At 55.2% G+C, this 19,938-nt stretch carries 25 protein-coding genes; 6 read left to right on the forward strand and 19 right to left on the reverse strand.

What is annotated here, in order from left to right:
* Window positions 1-22 precede the first annotated feature (22 nt).
* The 19 genes from yunB to NFS22_RS12755 all read right to left on the reverse strand — a co-directional run bounded on the left by yunB (window position 23) and on the right by NFS22_RS12755 (window position 14,913).
* The gene (gene yunB / locus NFS22_RS12665) at window positions 23-730 is read right to left on the reverse strand and encodes a sporulation protein YunB (protein WP_251318124.1); all 708 of its coding nucleotides are present in this window, start codon (window positions 728-730) and stop codon (window positions 23-25) included.
* A 45-nt stretch (window positions 731-775) separates the two neighbouring features.
* Window positions 776-991, reverse strand: a complete 216-nt coding sequence (locus NFS22_RS12670) for a hypothetical protein (RefSeq protein WP_251318125.1) — start codon at window positions 989-991, stop codon at window positions 776-778.
* Window positions 992-1,020: 29 nt separating this feature from the next.
* On the reverse strand, window positions 1,021-2,274 hold the full coding sequence (locus tag NFS22_RS12675; RefSeq protein ID WP_251318126.1) for a methionine gamma-lyase family protein: 1,254 nt from the start codon (window positions 2,272-2,274) through the stop codon (window positions 1,021-1,023).
* Entirely contained in the window at window positions 2,275-2,721 is a 447-nt protein-coding gene (locus NFS22_RS12680) for a SufBD protein (RefSeq protein ID WP_251318127.1), read from the reverse strand.
* 13 nt (window positions 2,722-2,734) lie between these two features.
* Window positions 2,735-4,120, reverse strand: a complete 1,386-nt coding sequence (murD, locus tag NFS22_RS12685) for a UDP-N-acetylmuramoyl-L-alanine--D-glutamate ligase (RefSeq protein WP_251318128.1) — start codon at window positions 4,118-4,120, stop codon at window positions 2,735-2,737.
* A 128-nt stretch (window positions 4,121-4,248) separates the two neighbouring features.
* Window positions 4,249-4,680 carry a hypothetical protein gene (locus NFS22_RS12690; RefSeq protein WP_251318129.1) on the reverse strand — a complete coding sequence of 144 codons (432 nt, stop codon included), beginning with the start codon at window positions 4,678-4,680 and terminating at the stop codon, window positions 4,249-4,251.
* A gap of 19 nt (window positions 4,681-4,699) precedes the next feature.
* Window positions 4,700-5,581: a site-specific tyrosine recombinase XerD gene (gene xerD, locus NFS22_RS12695; protein WP_251318130.1), complete on the reverse strand. Its 882-nt coding sequence runs from the start codon at window positions 5,579-5,581 to the stop codon at window positions 4,700-4,702.
* Between the two features lie 23 nt (window positions 5,582-5,604).
* A complete protein-coding gene (locus NFS22_RS12700) occupies window positions 5,605-6,225 on the reverse strand; it encodes a stage II sporulation protein M (protein ID WP_251318131.1) in 621 nt (206 codons plus the stop codon).
* Window positions 6,226-6,513: 288 nt separating this feature from the next.
* Window positions 6,514-7,932, reverse strand: a complete 1,419-nt coding sequence (gene scfB, locus NFS22_RS12705; RefSeq protein WP_251318156.1) for a thioether cross-link-forming SCIFF peptide maturase — start codon at window positions 7,930-7,932, stop codon at window positions 6,514-6,516.
* Between the two features lie 22 nt (window positions 7,933-7,954).
* On the reverse strand, window positions 7,955-8,443 hold the full coding sequence (locus tag NFS22_RS12710; RefSeq protein WP_251318132.1) for a hypothetical protein: 489 nt from the start codon (window positions 8,441-8,443) through the stop codon (window positions 7,955-7,957).
* Window positions 8,444-8,455: 12 nt separating this feature from the next.
* Window positions 8,456-8,884: a hypothetical protein gene (locus tag NFS22_RS12715; protein WP_251318133.1), complete on the reverse strand. Its 429-nt coding sequence runs from the start codon at window positions 8,882-8,884 to the stop codon at window positions 8,456-8,458.
* Window positions 8,885-8,961: 77 nt separating this feature from the next.
* Window positions 8,962-9,102: a six-cysteine ranthipeptide SCIFF gene (gene scfA, locus NFS22_RS12720; RefSeq protein WP_251318136.1), complete on the reverse strand. Its 141-nt coding sequence runs from the start codon at window positions 9,100-9,102 to the stop codon at window positions 8,962-8,964.
* 82 nt (window positions 9,103-9,184) lie between these two features.
* On the reverse strand, window positions 9,185-9,613 hold the full coding sequence (locus NFS22_RS12725; RefSeq protein ID WP_251318137.1) for a TIGR04086 family membrane protein: 429 nt from the start codon (window positions 9,611-9,613) through the stop codon (window positions 9,185-9,187).
* Window positions 9,614-9,679: 66 nt separating this feature from the next.
* Entirely contained in the window at window positions 9,680-9,961 is a 282-nt protein-coding gene (gene yajC / locus NFS22_RS12730; RefSeq protein WP_251318138.1) for a preprotein translocase subunit YajC, read from the reverse strand.
* 117 nt (window positions 9,962-10,078) lie between these two features.
* Window positions 10,079-11,218: a tRNA guanosine(34) transglycosylase Tgt gene (gene tgt / locus NFS22_RS12735; protein WP_251318139.1), complete on the reverse strand. Its 1,140-nt coding sequence runs from the start codon at window positions 11,216-11,218 to the stop codon at window positions 10,079-10,081.
* A gap of 33 nt (window positions 11,219-11,251) precedes the next feature.
* On the reverse strand, window positions 11,252-11,773 hold the full coding sequence (locus NFS22_RS12740) for a hypothetical protein (protein ID WP_251318140.1): 522 nt from the start codon (window positions 11,771-11,773) through the stop codon (window positions 11,252-11,254).
* Window positions 11,774-11,793: 20 nt separating this feature from the next.
* Window positions 11,794-12,051: a TfoX/Sxy family protein gene (locus tag NFS22_RS12745; protein ID WP_251318141.1), complete on the reverse strand. Its 258-nt coding sequence runs from the start codon at window positions 12,049-12,051 to the stop codon at window positions 11,794-11,796.
* Window positions 12,052-12,065: 14 nt separating this feature from the next.
* On the reverse strand, window positions 12,066-13,097 hold the full coding sequence (gene queA, locus NFS22_RS12750; protein WP_251318142.1) for a tRNA preQ1(34) S-adenosylmethionine ribosyltransferase-isomerase QueA: 1,032 nt from the start codon (window positions 13,095-13,097) through the stop codon (window positions 12,066-12,068).
* Window positions 13,098-13,116: 19 nt separating this feature from the next.
* On the reverse strand, window positions 13,117-14,913 hold the full coding sequence (locus NFS22_RS12755; RefSeq protein ID WP_251318143.1) for a SpoIID/LytB domain-containing protein: 1,797 nt from the start codon (window positions 14,911-14,913) through the stop codon (window positions 13,117-13,119).
* Between the two features lie 253 nt (window positions 14,914-15,166).
* Between NFS22_RS12755 and asd the strand changes: the two genes are divergently transcribed.
* The 6 genes from asd to NFS22_RS12785 all read left to right on the forward strand — a co-directional run bounded on the left by asd (window position 15,167) and on the right by NFS22_RS12785 (window position 19,838).
* Window positions 15,167-16,264 carry an aspartate-semialdehyde dehydrogenase gene (asd, locus tag NFS22_RS12760; RefSeq protein ID WP_251318144.1) on the forward strand — a complete coding sequence of 366 codons (1,098 nt, stop codon included), beginning with the start codon at window positions 15,167-15,169 and terminating at the stop codon, window positions 16,262-16,264.
* A gap of 19 nt (window positions 16,265-16,283) precedes the next feature.
* A complete protein-coding gene (gene dapA, locus NFS22_RS12765) occupies window positions 16,284-17,174 on the forward strand; it encodes a 4-hydroxy-tetrahydrodipicolinate synthase (protein WP_251318145.1) in 891 nt (296 codons plus the stop codon).
* Between the two features lie 11 nt (window positions 17,175-17,185).
* Window positions 17,186-17,941 (forward strand): 4-hydroxy-tetrahydrodipicolinate reductase, encoded by a 756-nt coding sequence (gene dapB, locus NFS22_RS12770; RefSeq protein WP_251318146.1) that lies wholly within the window; start codon window positions 17,186-17,188, stop codon window positions 17,939-17,941.
* A 61-nt stretch (window positions 17,942-18,002) separates the two neighbouring features.
* Window positions 18,003-18,428, forward strand: a complete 426-nt coding sequence (locus NFS22_RS12775; RefSeq protein WP_251318147.1) for a hypothetical protein — start codon at window positions 18,003-18,005, stop codon at window positions 18,426-18,428.
* Window positions 18,429-18,496: 68 nt separating this feature from the next.
* Window positions 18,497-19,081 (forward strand): helix-turn-helix domain-containing protein, encoded by a 585-nt coding sequence (locus tag NFS22_RS12780; RefSeq protein ID WP_251318148.1) that lies wholly within the window; start codon window positions 18,497-18,499, stop codon window positions 19,079-19,081.
* 13 nt (window positions 19,082-19,094) lie between these two features.
* Window positions 19,095-19,838, forward strand: a complete 744-nt coding sequence (locus NFS22_RS12785) for a tRNA threonylcarbamoyladenosine dehydratase (protein ID WP_251318149.1) — start codon at window positions 19,095-19,097, stop codon at window positions 19,836-19,838.
* Window positions 19,839-19,938 lie beyond the last annotated feature (100 nt).

Below are 19,938 nucleotides of genomic sequence, written 5' to 3' on the forward strand. Positions count from 1 at the left end.
CCACAATTCTCCTGTCTTTTGTTTATAGCCGGTCCAGCTGCAAATAGGTATCTGGCACTTTGCCCACAATCACCGTTTCAGCTACGCAAAGACGGGTGTGGAGGGTGGTCTCCACCTCCCCGCCGGGAAGCAGCAGGGTCATGGGGACGTCCACCTCCAGCCAGATGCGGTGGAGGGTCTGGTTCACCCCGGCGGAGGTAAGCTGGCTGTCAAACTCGGTACGCACTGTCCCCAGGGTCATAGCCTTTGCTCTGAGGGCGGGGCCCTTGGCCCACAGAGGCTCCAGATCGAACAGAGTGCCCAGAGGCACCTGAACGTCGGACACATCCACCCCCTCCAGCGCCTCCAGAATGGCGGTGGTGAGCTCCGCCCGGAGCAGGTTCATCCGGGCCATGTCGGTGGTCAGGGCGGCAATGGCACCTCCCTCGTCCCGCTGGATGGTAACAAAATCCCCGTAGCTGACCTGACGGGCGGCTAAATCGGCGGTGACGGCATTTTCCACCACGGCGGTCATGGTGTTCTGGGCCTGGGCGGCGGCAGCCTCCGCCACTACCGGCCTCAGCTTGGCCTCCAGCAGGGCAATCACCGACGCCGCCACCGCCAGCGCCACTGCCAGGGTGAGAAGCGCCGGGGGAATCTTCATCTCAGGGCCGGAGCCTGTCCAGACTGACCGCCGCCGGCGCGCCGGCCTGCGCATATACCGGACAAACTCCCGCCTCCAGGGCCCCATACCCTCACCCCCTTATGGGTCAGGATATTCCAAAAGCAGCTTGGCCTATTCCTTATCAGAATGTGTGTTTTGATTGAGTTTGGTTACAATGATTCCTGTACAAGTCACAATGATAACACACAGATACATACAAATACCTAAAATACATCCAAAGCCATAGCCCCCCATACCATTGAAAAAATGTCCTGCGATGTCGGACACAAACATTCCACCAATGGCTACCGCAATTCCCAATAACATGTATTGCCAAATATTTTTCATGTTCGTTCCTCCAAAATTTTAGTTTGGTCTTAATCAGAGGATTCCATCAGTTCCTGGACGGCCAGCAGGACGCCCAGCTTGCCCGACTCGAAGGTCAGTCCCCCCTGGAGATAGACGGTGTAAGGCTCCCGCATGGGGGCGTCGGCGGACAGCTCGATAGACGCCCCCTGGATGAAGGCTCCAGCGGCCATAATCACCTGGCAGTCGTACCCCGGCATGTCCCAGGGCTCCGGAGTGACATAGGAGTCCACCGGCGCACCGAACTGGATGCCCTTGCAGAACTTCCGCAGGGCATCCGGCTCCCGCATGTGGACCATTTGGATAATATCGTGGCGGACTGCCGAGGAATGGGGCTGTGTCTCATAGCCCAGCAGCTCCATCACCTTGGCGGCGAAAACAGCTGTCTTTACCGCCTGGGCCACAGTGTGAGGAGCTAAAAACAGCCCCTGATAGAGCAGGCGGTTTTGTCCCAAAGTACAGCCGCACTCCCCCCCAATTCCCGGCACGGTGAGCCGCATGGCGGCCCCCTCTACCAAATCTTTTCGACCGGCGATATAGCCTCCGGTTGGCGCCAGCCCGCCCCCCGGATTTTTGATCAGAGAGCCCACCACAAGGTCGGCCCCCACATGGGTGGGCTCTATGGTCTCTACAAACTCACCGTAGCAGTTGTCCACCAAAATTGCCGCGTTGGGATTGGCCTTTTTAATCACACGGCACATCTCCCCGATTTCCGCTACTGACAAAGAGGCGCGGGTAGAGTACCCTTTGGAACGCTGGATAAGCACCGCCTTCACCCGAGGGCCGGCGGCGGCTTTTGCCATTCCCTCCAGGTCAGGCTTGTTGTTCTGGAGTTCCACTTGCCGGTACTCCACCCCGTAGTCTTTCAGAGAGCCATGCCCTTTGTCCACCGCCCCCACCACACCCAGCAGCGTGTCGTAGGGCGCACCCACAGCAGACACCAGTACATCCCCACTTTTCAGTGCGCCAAACAGAGCACAGGCAATGGCATGGGTGCCATTGACAAACTGAATGCGCACCAAAGCGGCCTCAGTACCAAAGAGTTCAGCATAAATCTCATCCAGCTTATCCCGGCCCAGATCGTCATAGCCGTAACCGGTTGTCCCGGCAAAATAGCCGTCAGCCACCCGGTGCTTCTGGAATGCTGCCAGCACCCGGGCAGTGTTTTCCTCAGAAATTGCGTCAATGCGGGCAAATTCCTCCGTCAGTTGGCCTTGGGCCTGAGCACCCAGGGCTCTGACGCGGTCGTTTATCTGTAAGGTCATTTAGTGTGTCATTCCTATCTGTTTCAGTATTTTGATGCGGTCCTTCTCCAAAAGCGAAGTCATGCTGTCCGGATAAGCAGAAAAATCTGCGTTTTCTAAAGCTGTCCGGATCTTTGGTGCAAGATCAGGCCGGGCTGTTACAATATGGCTCAGATTTTGGACGCACTGGCGGGCCGTGATTGGTTTTTCGTCCAGGATGTGTGCCAAGTAGGTATTCAGTGCCTTGTCCAGCTTTCTATCGATATCCCAACGGGCGTTTTGAGCGATCAGCACCAGCCCGCGGTTGCGAACCAGAGAGTTCTTTTCCTCCAGCATGGACACAAACTCGTCAAAGAAAGGATAAACCCGGTCTGTGTCCAAGGACTGTGCTGTCAACTCTTTTAACGCGGCATAGGCAACCTTATCCTGGGAAAACCGCAAATTGTGCACCAATTCTTCTATATCCATATTTTCACCGCTTTTACAGCTTATTCACCAGCTGCTTGAACACCTTGCCCCGCTCCATAAAGTTCTTAAAACGGTCGAAAGCGGCGCAGGCCGGAGACAGCACAACCACGTCCCCCTCCTGGGCGATATCCCGGGCGGCGGACACGGCGGCGGACAAATCCTCCGTTTCGATCAGCTTCAGGCCGCTTTCGTCAAAACCTTCGGCCTCCTCCACCGCTTTTTTGATGGCGGGGGCGGTATCGCCGGTGAGAATCAGTCCCTTCACCTGACGGACAATCTCCACTCCAAGCTGGGTAAAGGGGACACCTTTATCATATCCTCCTGCAATCAGAATCAGCTTTTGCTCAAAGGAATCCAGGCAGGCCATAGTCCGAGTGGGACTGGTGCCAATAGAGTCGTTGTAGTATTTTATCCCGTCCAGCTCCCGCACCAGTTCAATGCGGTGCTCTACCCCGGTAAACCGCTGGGCCACCGAGCGGACACATTTGTCCGGAACAATACCATCCACCGCCGCAATAGCGGCCATATAGTTTTCGATGTTATGAACTCCCGGGATGTGGATATCAGCCAGCGGAAGAACCTCCCGGCTCCCCATATCATTGGTCAGCCAGATAGCGCTGTCCCGGAGGTATACCCCCTCCTCCAGCCGCTGCTTGCGGCTGAACAGCATAGCCCGCCCTACAGCGGCTTTGGCCAGCGACCGTGTGATATCGTTGTCATAGTTAAAGACAGCCCGGTCCTGAGGGCTCTGGTGGCAGAAGATGTTCAGTTTGGCCTCGGTGTACTCCTCCATGGTGTGGTGGTAATCCAGGTGATTGGGGGACAGATTGGTAAACACTGCCACATTGGGACTGCGGTCCATGCTCATCAGCTGGAAAGAGGACAGTTCCACCACAGCGATATCATCAGGAGTCATGCCATCTACATCAGGGAGCAGAGGCCGGCCGATATTGCCCCCCAAGTAAACATTGAGCCCCGCTTCCTTTAAAAATTCACTGATTAAGGTGGTAGTGGTGGTCTTGCCGTCACTGCCTGTTACTCCGATAATTTTGCATGGGCACAGCTTGAAAAACAGTTCCATTTCAGAGGTAAGGATACTTCCCCCCTCTACCGCCTTCAACAGCTCAGGCGTGTTGGGGCTCAGGCCAGGGGTGCGGAAGATGAGGTCAGCCTTGTGAATCCGGGCCAGGTAATCAGTCCCCAGCCTCAGTTTAGCCCCCAGGCTTTCCAGCTCTGAGGCCAGCTCCTCCACCCGTTCTCTGGGGGATTTATCGCAGACAGTAACTTTTAAGTTTGCCCGCAGCAGGGTGCGGATTAGAGGGGTGTTGCTTACTCCCATACCGATGACAGAGATGGATTTGCCCCGCAGGGTTTCCAAATATTCAGACATGGTGGACATAGAATGTCCTCCTTCCATTATTTTCTTCTCTTAAATATATTACCATATTCCCCCGGATAATTCAATCATAACCCCATCAAAAAGGGCCCGCACGGCAATTTGCCGCGCGGGCCACCTTGTGCTCCAGATCAGGCAAACTGCAGCGCCCGGATCTCTTGGCTATGGCGCCTTACTGTCAGCTCCAGAACCTCTGTTCGGTCCTCCAAAGGCCCAAACTTCTCGTGAGGGACGAAGCGATCCCACAACGCTTGCTGGCCCTCCAGGAGTAGCCCCAATGTCCGATGCAGATCGGTATCAATGTATACCCGAATTCCATCCACCTTGGCTTCCAGCTGTGTGTAGTTGCTTTGCAGTTCTTGCACATTACCCTTTAAAGCCTGAACCTCGCCCTTCAAGACTTGGACATCATCTTTCAAGACTTGGACATCATCTTTCAAGACTTGGACATCATCTTTCAAAGCCCGAACATCTTCTTTTAACGCATGGATATCCTGTCTTATAGGTTCTATTTTAGCCTCAACAACTTGGCCTATGGCTTGAAGCAGTTCCTGATCTGTCATAGCGCTCTCTCCTTATCTGTCACGCCCGGGGATGGGCCTTTTTGTAGACATCCTTAATCTTTTGATTGATTAACCTGGAATAGATTTGGGTGGAAGAAATATCAGCATGGCCCAGCATCTCCTGAATGGAACGCAGATCAGCTCCATTTTCCAGCAGGTGGGCGGCAAAGGAGTGGCGCAGGGTGTGGGGGGTGATATCCTTTTGAATTCCCGCTTTCTCCTGATAGTACTTGATCAGCTTCCAGAAGCCCTGACGGCTCATACGTTCACCGTTCATGTTGACAAAAAGCGCGGTCTCATCTACCGAGTCCACCAGCTGAGGCCGCACATTGTTTATGTACTCCCCCAGAGCCCGAATCGCTGTGGGATACAGCGGGATAATGCGCTCTTTGTTTTTGCTGAAACATTTCAGCACTCCTCCGGGCAGGTTCAGGTCATCCACATCCAGCTCTATGAGCTCGCTGACCCGAATACCGGTGGCGTAGAGCAGCTCCAGCATGGCCCGGTCCCGATAGCCTTTCAGGTCGGTACACTCAGGCTGCTCCAGAAAGAGCTCCACCTCTTTGCTGGTAAGTACCTGAGGCAGCTTGCGCTCCACCTTGGCGGGAGACACACCCTTTGCCGGGTTTTGTCCCACATAGCCCTTACCTACCATACAGGAGTAGAAGGACTTTAGGGACGCAACCGAACGGGTAACGGTAGCGGGAGACTTCCCTCGTTTGATGAGCGAATTGGCATAGTCCTCCACGTCGCGGGTGACCACCTGAGTCAGGTCCACACCTTTCCCGTCCATTGCTGCGGCGAACTGGTTCACATCCCGCATGTAGGAGCTGACCGTATTAGCCGAGGCACGCTTTTCAATTTTTAAAAAGTCCTCATAGGCCGTCAACAGTTCAGACACTTCCAAAACTCCCAAAACTAAAGTTACAAAATTACGCGGGCGGCTGCCCGAAGCAGCACCGGAACCACCCAGTACTCCAGCAGTCCCGCAGCCAGAGCGAGGCCCACACACAGCCCTCCCTGGCACCAGTAAGTCACATTGAGGGGAAGTCCTCCCCGGCCCTCACCTGTAGACCGCCGAAGCAGCTGCTGCGCGGAGAGAAGGCCAGGAACCCCCGCCATAAACAGCGCCGGGGCCCAAAGCAGAGCGGGCAGCCCAAACAGGACAAAGGCAGGGAAGAGCCCTCTTCCACCAAACACCCGGCAGAAACAGGCCACCGGGAAGGAGAAGAAGAACCCTCGTACCCCAAAGAGTACCGGCAGTCCCGCCGCCCCCAGTGCTGTCAGGCCCAGAATCAGGGCAACCAGCAGATATTTTACCTGTCCCCACAGCACTGGCCACAGACCTCTTGGCAGATCACCCTCCTGAGCCAGCGTCAGGTAGTCAGCCAGATAGCTGCCCAGCTCCTCAGCACCGGCCCCGCCGGACAGGGCGGCCAAAAGACAGCCCGCTGCTCCGCCGGCCAGGAAAGAGACAGCCAATATGATCAGCGCGGCCCTCTGCTCCGACGGCAAGTCCCATTTTTTGCGGATCCTCATTCCCATAGGCTTCACCTCAGCAACAGCATATGAGCAGGGGGGAGGAAATAGACGTGGGTTTCGAGGCGCCGCTTCAGTTGGTAAGTCTTACTATAGCTCTTTCTGACTCTTTTCGCAAGGGGGTTTTGCAATTTTCTCTGTTTTTGCCAATTCTTTTAACTTGTTATGTAAATTGCATTATGTAAACTTCGCAACCAAACAAATAATAGGGTCCCCCGAAAGGGACCCTATTGTAGCTGAAATCGGTGTTTTCAGGTGGAATCCAGGTCAAAAATCGAGCAAACCGTTGAAGTGTCAGTGATTACAAAGATTACAATCTGTATTATTACATTCTGTATTCGCCGTTGTTTCCAGTCCGGAGGCAATAGCGTTGAGGGCAATGGCACACTCCAAACGCTTGCGTTCCATTGCGCAGGCGGCCTCATTTGAGCGCGTTATGTCGCCATTGACAAGCATATTTGAGGCTGAACAGCCCCCACTACAGTAGAATCTGGCCCAACACTCCCGGCAGGCCGGACGGGTATACACATTCTGTTGGGCAAATTGACCAGAGATCCCCATGTCGAAGGTCCCATCATGGACACTCCCCATGCAAAATTCGTCTTTTCCTACAAATTGATGGCAGGGGTAAATGTCACCGTCAGGGGTGATGGCTACATACTCACAGCCGGCGCCGCAGCCCCGGAGCCGCTTGATCACGCAGGGCCCCTGCGCCAGGTCCACGTTGAAGTGGAAAAAGTTGATATCCTTTCGATCCAGCAGCTTCTGGGCCAGCTTTTCGTACTCCTTCTCTACCCTGCCCAAATCCTCCTCACGGATGGCGTAGGGGTCGTCGGATGGGCCGCTGCAGGGCTCTACTGACACATGGCGGAAACCCAGGTCTCCCATGTGCAGAACATCCTCCGCAAAATCCAGATTGTCCCGGGTGAAGGTGCCCCGGACATAGTAGTCCTTGGTTCCGCGTCCGGCTACCAGCTTCTGGAATTTCGGGACAATGATCTCATAGCTCCCCTTCCCGTTCACTGTGGGGCGCATTCGGTCATTCACCTCTCCCCTACCGTCCAGGGACAGAACCACATTGGACATTTCACGGTTGATGTAGTCAATGATTTCGTCGTCCAGCAGAATTCCGTTGGTTGTAATCGTAAAGCGAAACACCTTGTCATGCTTTTCCTCCAGAGACCGTGCATACTCCACCGTCCGCTTCACGGTGTCCATAGCCATCAGCGGCTCGCCACCGAAGAAGTCGATCTCAATGTTCCGCCGCTTGCCCGACTTGGCCACCACCCAGTCAATGGCCTTCTTGGCGGTGTCAAAATCCATGGTCATGCGGTGGCCGGTGCCAAAGTCGCCGGTGGAGGCAAAGCAGTATTTGCACCGCAGATTGCAGTCGTGAGAGACGTGGAGGCACAGGGCCTTCACCACCGCCGCCTTAGGCAGGGCCATAGCTGCCTCCGGGTCCAGGTAGTCGTCGGTAGTGAAGAGCAGCCCGGCCTCCTGGAGCTGACGCAGCTCCTGCCAGCCCTCCTCCAACTCGACCGGATCGTATTGAGGCAGCTTTTCCACATATTCCTGAGGGACCCTCCCCTCCCCTACCGGCCCCTCGCCGATTAAAGTGAGCAGGTCATAGGTCAGCTTGTCCAGCACATGGACTGCGCCGCTGTTGACATCCGCCGCCAGGTACTGCCCCAGGGCGGTAAAAGTATGTACCATCATATCAAAATCCTCTTTCATTTTAATTGTTGCAAATATGACATCCAAATACCGAGAGCAGGGCTTGATGTTTGGGGCACATAGGAAACCCGCACATCACCGGGTCAGAGGCATCCGCCTCTGCAAGCCACTCCTCTAAACTGTTTGGCTGTATCTTGTCGATATCTATCCCAGATATCAGTTTGGCAAATTGGTCCAGACAGGGAAACAGCGCATCTTCATTGGGATGGTAGTCCAGTTTTTCCCAGTTGAGCCGGTTTCGAGCCGCCGCAACGGCCTGAAGCAAAAAATTTTTGTCCACCTCAAAGGTATCCAAAGCCCAGGGTATTTCAAAAAGATCAAATCCAATCGCACCATATCCCATACGGCTCTGGTCCTTTTCAGCCAGCCAGACAACCAGCCGCCTCTCCGAATCCGTACGGGCCAGGGCTGAACCACTGAGCACCAGGACGTTGAAAAAAACGTCAGTTAATCCGTTACTCATCTGAATATCTCCGACAAAATTTGACATATCTCCTCCCCCTTAATCGTAGTGGGCCAACGCGATTTCGTAGAAGGAACGGGTTTGTGCCTCGTCGTTCCAGCACAGGGGGGTGTCCGCATAGCTGAAGGTCCAAAAAGGATCCTGATCCTGGAGGCATCCGGGAAGGCTCTCCCATAAAGCATACATTTTGCTCCCAAATTTCCGAATATCCGGACATTTGGCATAGTAACCCTTGAGAACTTCCATCAAGGTCCGTCCGAAGGTTTCCGGGTGCAGGCTGATATAGCCGTAGTCGGCCCGTGTCCGGATATAGATGATCGCCCTGCGGATGTCCGTTTCACACTCCAGGTCCAGGAGCATGCGGTTCTCTGGATATGCCAGAAACAGGGCATCCAGACGCTCCTGGTATTCAGCCTCTGTGACAATATTCGCATAGAGCAGGATTGCGTATGCCAACAGCTCCTCCAATGAACATTCCTCCTTTTGCAAAGGACGAACAGCAAAAAGGGCAGGCGCACCGCGCCTGCCCTTTCATGCCTTTTGCTTTACTTGTTCTCGCACTTCTGGTTGGCGACGGTGCAGGAAGTCTTGCAGGCGGACTGGCAAGAGGTCTGGCACTCACCGCAGCCGCCCTTGGCGGCGCTGGCCTTTAAGGTGGCCCCGTTCAAAATCTGGATGTGCTTCATTGGTATCTCCTCCTGTTTCATTGCTTATAGCAGATTCTGCCATAGTGACAGCTATTATAACATAGGCTTAGAGAGATTTCAATCATCTTCTGCGTTTTTTCTTGGGTTTTCTTCCCAAAAGGCCGGTGATTGCGCCTCCGCACAGACAGGCACACAGAATCCCGGCACCGCCGTTGGCGATAGAGGCTCCATCATAGGCAATAAGTCCGGCGGTAAGCAGCAGCAGAAACAGCACCGCCCCTACCCCAAGGCCCACCAGAAGGGACCGGCTGCCCACCCGGCGAACAGCGTAGCTCCCCCCTGCCAAAGCGCCCGCCACACAGGCGGCCAATACCGCGCCGTACATGGAACCCACAGGTATGATCCCCATAGACACCAGCGCCGCGCAGATCAGCAGAACCAAAATGGTAGACACCCCGGCCAGCACACCGCCTTTCAGTACCTCACACATAGCGTTGAGCCACTCGCTGCCGCTGCCCAGCTCCTCCAGACGCCGTTCCTTCTTTTTCATAAAAATACCCTCCCCCACGGTTTGATAAAACCTATGCGGGGAGGGCAAAAGACATGCCTGTAACTTTTAATTGGCGGGCTGCTCGGGGGCCACATTCTTGGTGGAGACGGCCCACTTGGTAAACTCAATGCGCACCCGGTCAGCGCCAGTTTCAATAACAATGGTGCTCTCGTCCACCTTGCAGATGGTGCCTACAATACCCCCAATGGTGGTGATGACATCGCCCACCTTCAGGGAGTCCCGCAGATTTTGAGCTTCCTTCTTCCGCTTGTTTTCCGGGCGGATCATGAAGAAGTACAGCATGGCGAACATCAGGACAATCATGAGAATGAAACTAGGATCAGTCATATTTTTTCCTCCAAAACTACTGCATAATCAAACTGTCAACAAAAAGGCATTCTCGACGCAGTGAAAAATATTATAGCGGATATTTTGCCAGTTGACAAGCCCTTTTGCCAAATTTCTCTATTCTTCTTGTGCAGGACGGTCCAGCAAGCCGGAATACCGGGCCCGGAAGTCCTCAAAGGTCCCATTATCAATACTCTCCCGGATGCGGGCCATCAGTTCATTGTAAAAGTGCAGATTGTGAAGTACTGCCAGCCGCATAGCCAGCATCTCCTGAGCTACGACCAGGTGGCGCAGATAGGCCCGGGAAAAGGAACGGCAGGCGGGACAGTCGCAGGTATCGTCAATAGGCCGGCTGTCCAGTTTGAACTTTTCATTCTTAATATTAATAGTGCCCTTCCAGGTATACAGCTTGCCGTGACGGGCATTTCGGGCGGGCATCACACAGTCGAAGAAATCGATCCCCCGGGCCACCCCTTCAATAATGTTGGAGGGAGTACCAACACCCATCAAGTACCGAGGTTTTTCCTGGGGCATGTGGGGTTCCACCGCGTCAATGATGTCGTACATCACCTGGGTGGGTTCTCCCACTGCCAAACCTCCAATGGCGTAACCGTCACAGTTGAGCTTGGCGATCTCATCCATGTGCCACACCCGCAGATCGGCGTAGGTTCCCCCTTGGTTGATACCAAAAAGCAGTTGCTGAGGGTTCACCGTTTCTGACAAGGTATTTAACCTGTCATGCTCTGCAATACAGCGCTCCAGCCACCGGGCAGTTCGCTCACAGGACGCCTTTACATACTCATAGGGGGACGGATTCTCCACACACTCGTCAAAAGCCATGGCGATATCGCTGCCCAGGTTGGACTGGATGCGCATGGACTCCTCTGGGCCCATAAAAATGCGGTGTCCATCTATATGGGAGGCAAAGGTGACCCCCTCCTCCTTTATTTTCCGCAGGCCAGACAGGGAGAAAACCTGAAACCCTCCGCTGTCGGTGAGCATGGGGCCGTTCCAGTCCATAAACTTGTGGAGTCCGCCCATCTGACGGACCACCTCATCTCCAGGCCGCAGATGCAGATGGTATGTGTTGGACAGTTCCACCTGGCAGCCAATCTCCTTCAAATCGTGGGCGGACACCGCCCCCTTGATGGCCCCCTGGGTGCCTACATTCATAAACACCGGGGTCTGGACCACCCCATGGGCGCAGGTGAACACCCCCCGCCGGGCTCCCCCCTCTCGTATTAATACTTCAAACACGTAAAAACTCCTTTTATTTGATACTTATTTCCTTTAATCCAAAATACCTGCCTGGCGCAAAAAGTCAACGACAAATCGTTCCAGCTCATCCGTGTGCATCACAGATATGAGCTGCGCCGGGTCTGAAAACTCATCTGTGTGCCAGCCCAGCTTGAACCGTCCCGCATCACCGTCCGGGTAATATTTTCCATAGTGAACGTAGTAAGGAAAGCCGATCTTTTTCCTCAAATGCCCCCGGCGGAACAAAAGCTCGCATCCGCTTTCGATAGCCCCATATTTGTATTCCTCGATAAAGATGTTGTCGATAAAGTCGTTGTCAATAACAGAGGGGTCGGCCGCGATATGGAGTTCGGTCAGGATGGTCTCAAACAGGTCGTGGGTCCGCTCCCAGTTGAAGCCGCAGGCCGCCTCCAGTAAGGCCGGACTGCTGTAGTCCGCCTCCAGCATATCCAGCGCCCACAAGGTCAGGCTGTCATCCCATTTATTTATGAAAACGCCTCTCTGGCAGTCATCATAATACTTCTCTAAAAGGTGCCCCAAATAATAATATTTCATCGCGATTCAAAGCCCTCCTGTCACCGCTTGGGCAGTCCATCGAAAAATTCCCGCAGCTCCGCCTTGCGCTCCGGGGTGAGCTGGGACTTCTTTACCCCCTGTATCGCCCCCTCTAAGGCGGTGAGCTTGTGGAAACAGACATCCAGGCCCTGGGCCTTCATACGCAGGAGGGCCATCTCCGCGCCCAGCGCTTGCAGCTCTTCTGAGTTGTGGACCTCTACCTCATTCAACAAGCGGGCCAGCTCCGGACCAATATTGGGCAGCTCGGTCAGTTTCATGGCAGACACCTCCGTTATTCAAAGTCAGCAATCATCATTGCATCGCCGAAGGAGAAAAACCGGTACTTCTCCCGTACCGCCTCTTCATAGGCAGCCAGGACGTGCTCCCGCCCCGCCAGGGCAGACACCAGCATAATCAAGGTGGACTGGGGCAGATGGAAATTGGTAATCAGGGCGTCCAGCACCTTGAATTTGTAGCCGGGATAGATGAAAATGTTGGTCCATCCGGAGCGTTCCTTCAAAGTACCATCCTCCGCCGCGAAGCTCTCAATGGTGCGGCAGGAGGTGGTACCCACACAGATCACCCGTCCACCGCTGCGTTTGGTATCATTGATGATATCAGCGGTTTCCTGGGAAATCATGCAGAATTCAGAGTGCATCTCATGGTCAGCAATATTCTCCGCCTTCACAGGCCGGAAAGTTCCTAGTCCTACATGGAGTGTAACGTAACAGACCTTTACACCATTTTCCCGCACCTGGTCCAGCAGTTCCGGGGTAAAATGGAGCCCGGCGGTGGGGGCTGCGGCGGAACCTGTCACCCTGGAGTAGACAGTTTGATACCGCTCCTGGTCGTTCAGCTCCACCTTGATATAAGGGGGCAGAGGCATTTTGCCCAGCTGTTCCAGGATTTCCAGAAAAATACCCTGGTAGTGGAACCGGACGGCCCGTTTGCCGTCCTCCAGCTCGGCCTCGATCGTAGCGGTAAGCTGGCCGTCCCCAAAAATGACCTGGGCCCCCGGTTTCAGCTTCCGTCCCGGACGGACCAGACACTCCCACAGGTTGTCCTCCTTATCGACAAGGAGAAGCACTTCACAGGCCCCGCCAGTAGGGCGATGGCCGATCAGACGGGCGGGCAGTACTCTAGAATCGTTGAGCACCAAACAGTCCCCCGGATGCAGGAACCGGGGCAGGTCATAGAAGTGATGGTGGGCAACGGCCCCGGTAGCTTTGTCCAAAGTCAGCAGCCGGGAGGCGTCCCTCCGCTCCAGAGGGGTTTGCGCGATAAGCTCCTCAGGGAGCTGAAAATCAAAATCAGCGGTTTTCAAAGGTGTACATCCTCACATTTTAATAGTGCGTCACCTGGACGCCCGGGAAATAGAATTCGACAATCTCGTTATAAGTAAACCCACGGCGGGCCATGGCGTTGGTGCCGTACTGGCTCATTCCCACCTGGTGGCCCCAGCCGCCGCCGCTGAACACATAGGTGCTGCCAGAGACGGTTACCGTCCCGCTCCCCGTTGGCGTGACAGTTGTGGTACTGCCTCCTCCGCTGCTACCGCCCATTTCAGACACCGTTCCGGTTCCAGAGATGGCATACACAGTACCGTCCATCTGGGATACGGAACCGGTTCCTGAAATAATGTATTTGCCCTCCAGCCCATCCAGTTTTCCGGTGTCATTGACAAAGATATCCGAGGAATTGGAGGGCTGCGAGGGGGTAGCCATCCCATTGGGGACGGCTCCATTGACGGTGAATCGGATGGAATTGACCCCAAACCGGCTGCGGATTCTGTCAACGCCGATGGTATTGCTCTGTCCGTTGGCCCAGCGGACCACTACCTGGAGCACATTGCCCAGCTGGGAATAGGTCAGCTCCAGGGAGGCCACTGAGGTTCCTGTCCCCAGCCCTTTGGACTGGAGCTGCTGGGTCAGCTGAGCGGCGGTGTAGCTGACCGTCCAGGGGGACATGGCATTGACCGAGTCCAGATCGGCCTCATAGGGGTCCACCACCCCCCGCAGATAGGGGTACTCGTTGACGGTATCCGTCCCCCAAATGTTCTTGGCATCCTCACTGGCTCCGCCGAAGCTGGAGACATAAAAGACCTCGGCCAGCTTGCCGTTGTATTTGGCCACCATGCCAGCCGTTTCGGCCACAGCCCGCATGCTTACCTCGCTGGGACCGTAATCAGTTCTCAAGCTGCCCATGCCGTGGTAAACCTGACAGCTGTCGGAAGGACAGATATCAAAGCCATAGCTCTCGTGCTTGCCCAGGTTTTTCATCACATAGGTGCGGGCACAAACCGCCTGAGTTTTCAACGCCTCCAGAGGCCACTCCCGGCCCATCTCGTAGCAGACAACGCCGTTGATGTAGTCCTCCAGCTCCAGCACATTGACCACAGTGAGGTTGCCCCCTCCGCGCCGGTAATACTGAAATCCGCCTCGGTACTTGTAGTCGGAAAACCAGGTGCGGGTCTCCCCCACTCCGGTGACATCGGGCTGGATGGCCAGCCGGCCCGATTCGCCCTCATCATACTGGAACAGAATCTGATTGCTCCCTGTCTTTACTACACTCATGCCGTAAGAGCTTGTACCTACCACCGTGCCGCTCCCCACCTTGGCCAAGGCCGCCTCCGCCTCTCCTTTGGAGGCATAAGCGCCAACCCGGACCTGATAGGCCCCGTTGATCCAGGCCACAAATCCACCGGAATACTGGCTGGCGGCGGCGGACGCGTCACTGAAGCTGCCAAAACTGCCGGGGATCTGGATGTGGTAACAGCCCACCAGAATATTGCTGGTGATGGAGGAAGAATAGGTCCGCTTCCCTCCTACGCTGCCATAATAGAGGTTTTGAGTCTTCAGAACAGCCACCTGGATGGTGCTGGGGCCGGTACGGGCCAGTTCAACAAAGTTCAGGCTGCTGTCGTAGTAGCCAAAACGGTATCCGCTTCCATATCCCATACTGTTGTTGTTCTCCAGATGGGCGGCCTCCAGCTCTCCGGTGGGCACATGCTCGCTGGAGGAGGCCAGGCCCACTCGTATCATCACATTTCCATTGCGGTTGGTGGTCACCGCCTCCGCCGGAGGAATCGCCAAGCACACTGCCAGAACGGCGGCGGCAAACTGCATCAATCTTTTACCCATAATGTACTCCATTTCTTATATTTCTTTGGCTCTTATTCTATTGACAATCTGTCTTAAACCATGGTAGGATAGTTCTAATGTGGAGGGTCGCGGCATTGCGTCAAGCAAAATTGCCCTCCCCGACATTATAGTACAAAATCAGCCGCTTGAAAAGCCGCTGATTTATTTTTTTCCTTTTCCCAATTTTGGAATTGGAATTCATCAATTTTTGTGCCGGAACATAGAATGTTCTGGACTGATTATGGAGGTTATTATGGAAAAGTATAAAGTAGGCATCATTGGCGCAACCGGTATGGTAGGCCAGCGCTTTGTCACCCTGATGGAAAATCACCCCTGGTTCCAGCTTACCGCCCTTGCGGCCAGCTCCCGGTCTGCCGGCAAGACTTATCAGGAGGCTGTGTCCGGCCGTTGGGCCATGAAGCATCCCATTCCCGAGGAGGCCAAGTCTCTGGAGGTTATGGACGCTCAGGCTGATGTGGACAAAATTGCCGGGATGGTGGACTTTGTCTTCTGCGCCGTGGACATGAAAAAGGAGGAGATCAAGGCGCTGGAGGAGCGGTACGCCAAGGCCGAATGTCCAGTGGTGTCCAACAACTCCGCCAACCGCTGGACTGATGATGTGCCCATGGTGGTTCCTGAGCTGAACGCCCAGCACATTGAGATTATTCCCGCCCAACGCAAGCGTCTGGGCACCAGGCGGGGCTTTATCGCTGTCAAGTCCAACTGTTCCATTCAAAGCTACACTCCCCTCCTCACCCCTCTGATGCGGGCGGGCTACGAGGTAGAATCCGTCCTGGCCTGCACTTATCAGGCTATCTCCGGCGCAGGCAAGACCTTTGAACGCTGGCCCGAGATGGTGGATAACCTGATCCCCTACATTGGCGGCGAGGAGGAGAAGAGCGAGCAGGAGCCGCTGAAGGTGTGGGGCTGCATTGAGGGGAACAAGATTGTTAAGGCAAACGGTCCCACCATTACCACCCAGTGTCTCCGTGTCCCTGTGTCTGACGGACACACCGCCGCCGTCTTTGTCCGCTTTAAGGAGGGCAAAAAGCCCACCGAGGAACAGATTAAGGAGATCTGGAAGACCTTCAAGGGCCGGGCCCAGGAACTGGACCTCCCCTCCGCCCCCAAGCAGTTTATCCACTACTTTGAGGAGCCCGACCGTCCCCAGGCCAAAACCGATCGGGAACTGGAGGGCGGCATGGCCATCACCGCTGGACGGCTGCGCCCCGACAGCCAGTACGACTACAAATTTGTAGGCCTCAGCCACAACACCCTTCGGGGCGCCGCTGGCGGCGCCGTCCTTCTGGCCGAACTGCTTTGTGCTGAGGGCTATATCGACCACAAATAAGGAAAGGATGCTGTTTCTTATGAGAACTCCAGTCTTTACCGGTTCCTGTCCCGCACTGGTCACCCCCTTTGACCAGCAGGGAACCATCAACTACGACGCCTTCGGTAAGCTGATTGACGATCAGATCGAGGCCGGTGTGGATGCGGTGTGTGTCTGCGGCACCACGGGCGAATCGGCCACCATGTCCATCCGGGAGCACATTGCCGCCGTGGAGTTCTGTGTCAAGCGGGTGGACCACCGGGTGAAGGTCATTGCCGGTGCGGGAAGCAACGACACCTCCGCCGCTGTCTACCTCTCCCAGCACGCTCAGGACTCCGGCGCAGACGCCCTGCTCCACGTCACCCCCTACTACAACAAGGCCAGCCAGGCCGGCCTGATCAAGCACTATGAGTATATCGCCGAGCGGACAGAGCTGCCTATCATCCTCTACAACGTGCCCAGCCGTACCGGCGTATCCTTCACCGCTGACTCTTACAGGGTGCTGTCCGCCAACCCAAAAATCAATGGCGTGAAGGAGGCCAGCGGCAATTTCTCCCTGCTGGCCCACACCCGCTACCTCTGCCCTGACGACTTCTACATCTGGTCGGGCAACGACGACCAGGTGGTGCCTATGATGGCCCTGGGGGCCAAGGGTGTCATCTCGGTGGCCTCCAACATTATCCCTCAGGTTATGGTCAAAATGAGCCACCTGTGCCTGGAAAACGATTTCGAAGCTGCTTCTCAGCTCCAGATCAGGTACATGGACCTGATCGACGCTCTGTTCTGCGAGGTCAACCCCATTCCTATTAAAGCTGCCATGAACCTGATGGACATGGAGGCCGGTCCCTTGCGCCTGCCTCTGTGCGATATTTCGGAACAAAATCTAACCGTTCTCCGTGCCTCTATGGAGCGGATGGGCCTGTTGAAGTAAAGGAGTCTGCCATGCAAAAGATAATTATTTCCGGCTGCAACGGCCATATGGGCCGGGTAGTTGCTGAACTGTGTGAAGCCAGCCCTGACCTGGAGATTACTGCCGGCTTTGATGTGATGGGAGCCGCTGACCGGGAATTTCCTGTGTTTACCTCCCCCGCCCAATTTACCGGCGAAGCGGACGCGGTAATTGATTTCTCCTCCCCCGCCGCTCTGGATGGGCTTTTGGAGTTTGCCAAGGCAACAAAAATCCCCCTGGTGCTGGCCACCACAGGCTACTCCCCGGAACAGGTGGCCCAGATTGGCGCCGCCGCCCTGGAGGTGCCCATTTTCCGGTCCGGAAATATGTCCCTGGGTATCAACGTACTGCTGGAGCTGGTAAAAAAGGCCGCCTCCGTTTTGGGAAACAGCTACGATATCGAGATTGTGGAGCGCCACCACCGCCGCAAGGTGGACGCCCCCTCCGGCACTGCCCTGATGATTGCCGACGCGGCGGCCCAGTCCTGCGGCCACGAGACGGAGTACATCTTTGAGCGCCATTCCGCCCGCCATCCCCGGGACAAAAAGGAAATCGGCATTTCCGCCGTTCGAGGCGGCACCATTGTGGGGGAACACGAGATCATTTTTGCTGGTCACGACGAGATTATGGAAATCAAACACACTGCCCTCTCCCGGGAAATATTTGCCCAGGGCGCGGTGGAGGCCGCCAAGTTTATCGCCGGGGTGGAACAGCCCGGGCTGTATGACATGAGCTATCTGGTGAAATAATTCTGAAAACCGCCCTCTGTGTAAAGGACAAAGGGCGGTTTTTCTGAAAGGCGGCCGAAAGATGAAAACTATCCAGGAACTGGAACAATATCTGGAGGAAAATTGCTATTCCTTTGGGAGCATCACTATCGGCCGGCACTACGCCTATGAGGGCCTGGTGGTGAAAACCTGTGCATTGGGGTACTGCCTGTTCTCCTCCGAGCGAGGCCATGAGACTCTAATCAAAGCCTTTCCCACTGAGGAGGAGTTTGTCAACTACACTCTGTCCAAGTTGGACGAGGACCCCTGGTGCAGGGCACATATTGTCGCATTCACATTTGACCAAAAGCAGATTAAAAAGGCTGAATTAAAGCTGAAATTGATGGGAATCCGATATAAACGCAACGATATCCCATACCGTGCAGGACAAACCGCCTATCGGATCTTTGTGTATGGGCGGGACATTCTGCGGCTGGAGGAGTTTAAGCGGCAGTACATGCAGCACTAAGACACTCGACGGAGCGGCGATTGCCTTTTGCAAAAAAAGCTGTTACCCTGTTTCCAGGAGGTTAGGACATGGACCAAGTAAAAATCGGCCAGTTGATCCGCACCCTGCGAACTCAACGCGGGCTAACCCAAAAGGCACTTGCTGAGGACATCGGCGTAGGCGATAAAGCGGTGAGCAAATGGGAGCGGGGTCTGGGATGTCCGGACGTGTCCCTTCTTCCGGAAATTTCAAGGGTTCTTGGTATTGGGCTGGAGGCCCTGCTCTCCGGTCAGCTGGACGCCAACGACCAGGAAAGAGGCAATATGAAAAAACTGCGCTTTTATGTCTGCCCCGACTGTGGCAGCCTGATTACTGCCACAGCAGAAGCAGGCGTATCCTGCTGCGGCAGGACGCTGCTCCCCCTGAAGCCGCAAAAGGTGGAAAGTGAGGACAAGCTGTCTGTTGAAAAAATTGACGACAGCTGGTTTGTCGCCTCCTCCCACCCTATGACGAAGGACCACTACATTTCATTTGTGGCCTTGCTAACTGGAGATACCCTGTTGCTTCGCCGGCTCTACCCCGAATGGGATCTACAAACCCGCATTCCTTGCCTTGGCCATGGCATCCTGCTGTGGTACTGCACCCGGCACGGGCTGTTCCAGCAGATTATTTAAGGAGTGACACACCATGTCTGATCAGTTTATCCGCACCCGTCTGCTGGTAGGGGACGAGCCCTTGGTGCGGCTGCAAAAGGCCCGGGTCGCGGTCTTCGGTGTGGGAGGTGTAGGCGGCTATTCCGTTGAGGCTCTAGCACGGTCAGGTGTAGGCACTTTACATCTATATGACGACGACACAGTCTCCATAAGCAACCTGAACCGGCAGATGGCTGCCCTCCATTCTACCGTCGGCCAGCCTAAAGCGGAGGTGATGGCCCGCCGAGTGCTGGATATCAATCCAAACTGCCAGGTGGAGGCCATCCGTATGTTCTACCTCCCTCAAAACGCAGATGAGGTAGACCTGTCCCAGTACAACTATGTAGTGGACTGTATCGACACGGCAAGCGCTAAGCTGGAGTTGGTGACAAGGTGTGTTGCCTTACAGGTAAAAATCATCAGCGCTATGGGGACCGGCAATAAATTTGACCCCTCTGCCCTGGTAGTCACTGACATCTCCAAAACTCAGGGCTGTCCTCTGGCCCGTACCATGCGCAAGGAACTGCGCAAGCGTGGCGTCAGCCACCTGAAGGTGGTCTACTCCACCGAGCTGCCCACTGCGCCGCTGTGTCCGGCAGAGTCAGAAGCCCCCCAAAGCTCCGAAACCCGCCCCGGTTCCACTGCCCGGCGGGACACTCCAGGTTCCACCCCCTTCGTCCCTGCCGCCGCCGGATTGCTGCTGGCCTCCACTGTTGTCCGGGAACTGGGTGGATTTTAATCACAAAAAACAGGGCCGGTTCACTGTGAACCGGCCCTGTTTTTGTATTGTCAAGCGGCTTTTCGGACATACTACCGCTGTTTTGCAATAGGAGGAGTAT

Origin of the sequence: Flintibacter muris (assembly GCF_943192995.1) — a bacterium.
GTDB lineage: Bacteria > Bacillota > Clostridia > Oscillospirales > Oscillospiraceae > Lawsonibacter > Lawsonibacter muris.

What these genes read in the sequence shown, in the direction of transcription:
- yunB (WP_251318124.1), bottom strand. Translation starts at nt 730, where the DNA reads ATGGGGCCCTGGAGGCGGGAGTTTGTCCGGTATATGCGCAGGCCGGCG.
- NFS22_RS12670 (WP_251318125.1), bottom strand. Translation starts at nt 991, where the DNA reads ATGAAAAATATTTGGCAATACATGTTATTGGGAATTGCGGTAGCCATT.
- NFS22_RS12675 (WP_251318126.1), bottom strand. Translation starts at nt 2,274, where the DNA reads ATGACCTTACAGATAAACGACCGCGTCAGAGCCCTGGGTGCTCAGGCC.
- NFS22_RS12680 (WP_251318127.1), bottom strand. Translation starts at nt 2,721, where the DNA reads ATGGATATAGAAGAATTGGTGCACAATTTGCGGTTTTCCCAGGATAAG.
- murD (WP_251318128.1), bottom strand. Translation starts at nt 4,120, where the DNA reads ATGTCCACCATGTCTGAATATTTGGAAACCCTGCGGGGCAAATCCATC.
- NFS22_RS12690 (WP_251318129.1), bottom strand. Translation starts at nt 4,680, where the DNA reads ATGACAGATCAGGAACTGCTTCAAGCCATAGGCCAAGTTGTTGAGGCT.
- NFS22_RS12700 (WP_251318131.1), bottom strand. Translation starts at nt 6,225, where the DNA reads ATGGGAATGAGGATCCGCAAAAAATGGGACTTGCCGTCGGAGCAGAGG.
- scfB (WP_251318156.1), bottom strand. Translation starts at nt 7,932, where the DNA reads ATGGTACATACTTTTACCGCCCTGGGGCAGTACCTGGCGGCGGATGTC.
- NFS22_RS12710 (WP_251318132.1), bottom strand. Translation starts at nt 8,443, where the DNA reads ATGTCAAATTTTGTCGGAGATATTCAGATGAGTAACGGATTAACTGAC.
- scfA (WP_251318136.1), bottom strand. Translation starts at nt 9,102, where the DNA reads ATGAAGCACATCCAGATTTTGAACGGGGCCACCTTAAAGGCCAGCGCC.
- NFS22_RS12725 (WP_251318137.1), bottom strand. Translation starts at nt 9,613, where the DNA reads ATGAAAAAGAAGGAACGGCGTCTGGAGGAGCTGGGCAGCGGCAGCGAG.
- yajC (WP_251318138.1), bottom strand. Translation starts at nt 9,961, where the DNA reads ATGACTGATCCTAGTTTCATTCTCATGATTGTCCTGATGTTCGCCATG.
- NFS22_RS12740 (WP_251318140.1), bottom strand. Translation starts at nt 11,773, where the DNA reads ATGAAATATTATTATTTGGGGCACCTTTTAGAGAAGTATTATGATGAC.
- NFS22_RS12745 (WP_251318141.1), bottom strand. Translation starts at nt 12,051, where the DNA reads ATGAAACTGACCGAGCTGCCCAATATTGGTCCGGAGCTGGCCCGCTTG.
- NFS22_RS12755 (WP_251318143.1), bottom strand. Translation starts at nt 14,913, where the DNA reads ATGGGTAAAAGATTGATGCAGTTTGCCGCCGCCGTTCTGGCAGTGTGC.
- asd (WP_251318144.1), top strand. Translation starts at nt 15,167, where the DNA reads ATGGAAAAGTATAAAGTAGGCATCATTGGCGCAACCGGTATGGTAGGC.
- dapA (WP_251318145.1), top strand. Translation starts at nt 16,284, where the DNA reads ATGAGAACTCCAGTCTTTACCGGTTCCTGTCCCGCACTGGTCACCCCC.
- dapB (WP_251318146.1), top strand. Translation starts at nt 17,186, where the DNA reads ATGCAAAAGATAATTATTTCCGGCTGCAACGGCCATATGGGCCGGGTA.
- NFS22_RS12775 (WP_251318147.1), top strand. Translation starts at nt 18,003, where the DNA reads ATGAAAACTATCCAGGAACTGGAACAATATCTGGAGGAAAATTGCTAT.
- NFS22_RS12780 (WP_251318148.1), top strand. Translation starts at nt 18,497, where the DNA reads ATGGACCAAGTAAAAATCGGCCAGTTGATCCGCACCCTGCGAACTCAA.
- NFS22_RS12785 (WP_251318149.1), top strand. Translation starts at nt 19,095, where the DNA reads ATGTCTGATCAGTTTATCCGCACCCGTCTGCTGGTAGGGGACGAGCCC.